The organism is Faecalicatena contorta, from assembly GCF_021531895.1.
Classification (GTDB): domain Bacteria; phylum Bacillota; class Clostridia; order Lachnospirales; family Lachnospiraceae; genus JAFBIX01.
In genome coordinates this window covers 1-4,112 of sequence record NZ_JAFBIX010000056.1, presented here as the reverse complement: position 1 = coordinate 4,112, position 4,112 = coordinate 1, and the positions used below count along the sequence as shown (strand labels likewise).

3 protein-coding genes and 2 pseudogenes are annotated in these 4,112 nt (G+C 39.8%); 2 read left to right on the top strand and 3 right to left on the bottom strand.

All coding sequences use genetic code 11. The features are described from left to right. Both JQM81_RS13275 and JQM81_RS13270 read left to right on the top strand, forming a co-directional pair. Window positions 1-269 (top strand): annotated as a pseudogene (locus tag JQM81_RS13275) (hypothetical protein); the annotation flags it as partial. A gap of 14 nt (window positions 270-283) precedes the next feature. Further along, complete coding sequence (locus tag JQM81_RS13270) at window positions 284-2,341, top strand: L,D-transpeptidase family protein (protein ID WP_235234278.1); 2,058 nt, start codon at window positions 284-286, stop codon at window positions 2,339-2,341. 206 nt (window positions 2,342-2,547) lie between these two features. On the opposite strand, the pseudogene JQM81_RS13265 reads toward JQM81_RS13270, so the two are convergent. From JQM81_RS13265 to JQM81_RS13255, 3 genes and pseudogenes are all read right to left on the bottom strand, one after another. After that, window positions 2,548-3,239, bottom strand: a pseudogene (locus JQM81_RS13265) (ExeA family protein). Window positions 3,240-3,375: 136 nt separating this feature from the next. Continuing rightward, window positions 3,376-3,726, bottom strand: a complete 351-nt coding sequence (locus JQM81_RS13260; protein WP_235234277.1) for a Mu transposase C-terminal domain-containing protein — start codon at window positions 3,724-3,726, stop codon at window positions 3,376-3,378. Between the two features lie 42 nt (window positions 3,727-3,768). Further along, the gene (locus JQM81_RS13255) at window positions 3,769-3,951 is read right to left on the bottom strand and encodes a hypothetical protein (protein WP_235234276.1); all 183 of its coding nucleotides are present in this window, start codon (window positions 3,949-3,951) and stop codon (window positions 3,769-3,771) included. Window positions 3,952-4,112: the final 161 nt, after the last annotated feature.

Below are 4,112 nucleotides of genomic sequence, written 5' to 3'. Positions count from 1 at the left end.
ATGTATCAAATGGAGAGATGTCTGGAACCGAAGGGGAAAATAAAAAAATAGAAGCGATATCGATAAAATTAACAGGAGAAATGCAAGAAAGATATGACATCTATTATCGAGTACATACAAGTGATATTGGCTGGCAAGGTTGGACTAAAAATGGAGATAAGGCTGGAACAGAAGGATATGGAAAAAAAGTAGAAGCAGTGCAAATTAAACTTGTAAAAAAAGGAGAAGTGGCACCAGGAAGCGTAATTAATTCTTTTTTGCAAAAATGATGTGAGGGATAACAATGAAAAGGGATTTTTTTGGGAAAAAAGTTATAGCATTTCTTTTAGTCTTAATTTTTTTAAATTTATCGATATTTTCAGTACATGCAGAGGATGTAGAGAATATTGAATATGGTGCATTGGAAGAAAATGTTGGGAATGTTGAAAACGAAATATTGGAAGAAAATGTTCTTGAGGAAAATAGTGAAATAGAAAAAGAAGAAAAAACAGTAAAAGAAAGTGGAGAAGAAACACAAGAAAAACCAACAGTTAGATATAGTGTTCATGTACAAAATATAGGCTGGCAAAATGAAGTGGTAGATGGAATGACTGCAGGGACAGTAGGAAAAGCGCTGGCTGTAGAAGGAATTAAAATTGAATTAAATGATTTGAATAGTCTGGATGGAAAAATTGAATACGAGGCACATGTGCAAGATATTGGTTGGCAAGAGTCTGTAAATGATGGACAATTGGCAGGAACAGTAGGAAAAGCAAAGGCTATTGAAGCAATTAAAATTAGATTGAAAGGTACAATTTCTGAACAATATGATATATATTATCGGGTGCATTCGGCAAAATATGGTTGGTTTGATTGGGCGAAAAATGGAGAACTTGCAGGAACTGTTGGATTTGCATGTGCAATGGAAGCTGTTGAAATAGTATTGTATGAAAAGAATGATGTTAATGCACCTGTTGTTACTGGTAAAACGTATCTTACAGAACGGAATATGGGAAATGTAATGTATACAGCACATGTTCAAAATATTGGTTGGCAATCAAAAGTAAAAGACGGATCAACAGCAGGAACAACAGGAAAATCGCTCGGAATAGAAGCGATAAAAATTGAAGTGGGAGAGCAACTAGGAGGATCAGTTATATACAAAGCACATGTGTCTGGAATCGGTTGGCAAGATTCAAAATCGGATGGAGAATTGGCAGGAACAACAGGGCAAAGTAAGTCTATAGAAGCAATATGTATTGAATTAGATGAAAAATTAAATAGTCAATATGATGTCTATTATAGGGTACATGCTGCAAGATACGGATGGTTAGGCTGGGCAAAGAATGGAGAAATAGCAGGATCAGTAGGATATGCATCAGCCGTAGAAGCTATTCAAATTCAATTAGTTGAAAAAGAAAGTGAGAACAAGCCAAATCAAACAGAAAGAAGCTATTTGTCGAGAGAATGTATAGCTAAAATTGAGTGTCAAGCACATGTGTCTGGAATTGGTTGGCAGGATACTCGATATATAGGTGATATTATTGGAACGACTGGTGAAAATAGAAGTATAGAAGCAATGGCGATGTCCATAAAAAATGATGATAAAGGTTCTTTATATACAGGGGGAATTACATATCGACTTCATGTTTCAGATATCGGTTGGCAAGATTGGAGGAGTGACGGAGATATTTCGGGAACTGTTGGTCAGGGAAAAAGGGCCGAAGCTGTGCAAATTAAATTAACGGGAGAAATGGAAAAATATTGTGATATTTATTATCGAGCTCACGTTTCAAATTTTGGTTGGTTAGGTTGGGCAAAGAATGGGGAAGAGGCCGGAAGTTCAGGGTATGCCTATAAATTAGAGGCTATTCAAATTATTGTTTTACCCAAAGATATAGGCGCGCCGGGAAATACAAGTGGGCATTATAAAAAGGCGCCTGTAGTAGGACAAGAAATGTTATTAAGAGCGAATCTTTATTCAAGTACAACGCCATATCTCATATTAGTAAATCGAAGTACACATAAGGTTGGTATATTCCAAGGAGCACGAGGATTTTGGAATAACATCGTTATGTGGGATTGTGCAGATGGAGCTCCAAGTACTCCAACTGTAGAAGGTGTCTTTAATGTAGGAAGTAGAGGATATTATTTTGATTCGGGAGCTTCAAGATGCTTTTGGTGGACACAGTTTAAAGGAAATTATTTGTTTCATTCAGTTTTGTATAATAAAAATGGAACTTTGCAAGATGGAAGGGTAGGGATTGCGTTGTCACATGGATGTGTAAGATTAAAGATTGAAAATGCTAAATGGATATATGATAATATACCATCTGGAACAACTGTAGTAGTTTATCATTAAATGGATATTTTGATGATTTGTTGTAATTGTTAAAACAGAGGAGAAGCCTCAATGAGGGTTCTTCTTTGTTTTTGTTAGTTTTTATAATTAAGTGTTACTGATCTCATGAGCTGTCACCAGACTGCTCACACGAATTGTCATTAGATTGCTTAAGTTCTTGTCATTGGTAACAGCAGGTTCACCGCCTGTTTCCGGGCGGCAGACTCTTACTTGGTTGCAATCGTGAGCATTTCATGCTCTACTACAAACTTGATCATATAGTCATCGACCAGACGTCTCTGCTGTTGGAAGGCATACATCAGTGCCTTTTCGCAGATCCGGTTGATCATACGGGAAATTCCGGCAGATGCCTTGTGGATCTCATCCACCGCTTTTTCGGTAAAAACCTCCTGAGGACATCCGGAATACGCCATATGATTTCCGATGTATTGTTCTGTTTCTGATCTGTCCAGATGCGGAAGCGTACAGTACATATTGATTCTCTGGCGAATAGCAGCGTAGCGCTGTAACTTCAGTTTGTTTTCCCAAAGTTCTGTCTGACCGACAAGGACTACTGCCATGGGACTGACAGAATCAAACTTGTAATTCAAAAGAAATCGAAATTCTTCCAGTGTTTCTTTTTCCAATAGATGAGCTTCATCAAGGATGCAGACAACCTTCTTGTGCTGTACTCCGCGGATGATTTCAATTTCCTGCTGGAGCTGGCGCTTGGAATCCCCTCGATAAAACCTTGTTCCAGACCGAGCTGATCCAGCAGCCCCTTATAAAACCATCTTGGAGTCAGCTTTGAGTCTGAAAGATAAAGAACGATGTAATCCTCCTTGGGCAGTTCTGAGTAAAATCGGCGGATCAGCGTTGATTTTCCGCATCCGGAATCAGCAGTTACAACCGCAAACATCTGACGGTCTGCCACATAGGACAAACGGCCTAACGTCTCGCGAAAAGCAGATGATTCGTACAGTTTTTCAGGCGGAACATCACGGACAAAGGGTGTGTGTTCCATACAGAAGAATGCCTCATACATTGTCATTAGCCTACTTCCGATAGGATGCAAATGAGATCGCGTCAGCCATCTGACGCTGTATCTGTGCATGGCGGTTTTCTAAAGCATCAAGAAAACGGGACGTGCTCGGTTTCTGTTTCTGCATGGATGCCGGCAGTACCGGGCGTTTGTCACAGTATTCGCCGATTCTTACCGGCTGTGCGGTAAAAGGCTCATAGCCGGGATAAGAAACAGTAATCGTTTCAGGCGCGGCAGGATCATAAGATATTTCAACCTTATGTCCGATTAGCGACGGTTTTGTCTCGTATCTCATTCCGCGGAAGCTGATACATCCGCCTTTGTCAACTTTGCGTTCTTCATGATGAAGGAAGGCTTCCGCCACGACTGAAACATCCAGGAAAGTGAGCGGGCGGCTGTCGCGGTTCTATTCCTGAAGAGGTGTGATCCCTTCTTTCGGAACCGCAGCTCCAAGGCTTTCGTAGTATTCACTGATTCCTTCATGAGGTTTCTTGTGATAATACTCGTCCGCGAAGATCTCCCAGAGGCGGTTTAATTCATTCAGGCTTTTGATATCCTTCAGCTTCGATTCACGGATAAAATCATCCACGACCTGGTGGAACTTCTCGATTTTACCTTTGCTTTGTTGGGATACAATAGATAGGTAACAAATAAAAAACAAGGATTCACTTCGATATGATATATTGGAGTTGACGAAAAACCAATGATCTTAACGAAAGGAGAATCCTTGTATGTCAATCTTATCACAAC

Coding starts and splice junctions, on each gene's coding strand:
- JQM81_RS13270 (WP_235234278.1), top strand. CDS start 284: ATGAAAAGGGATTTTTTTGGGAAAAAAGTTATAGCATTTCTTTTAGTC.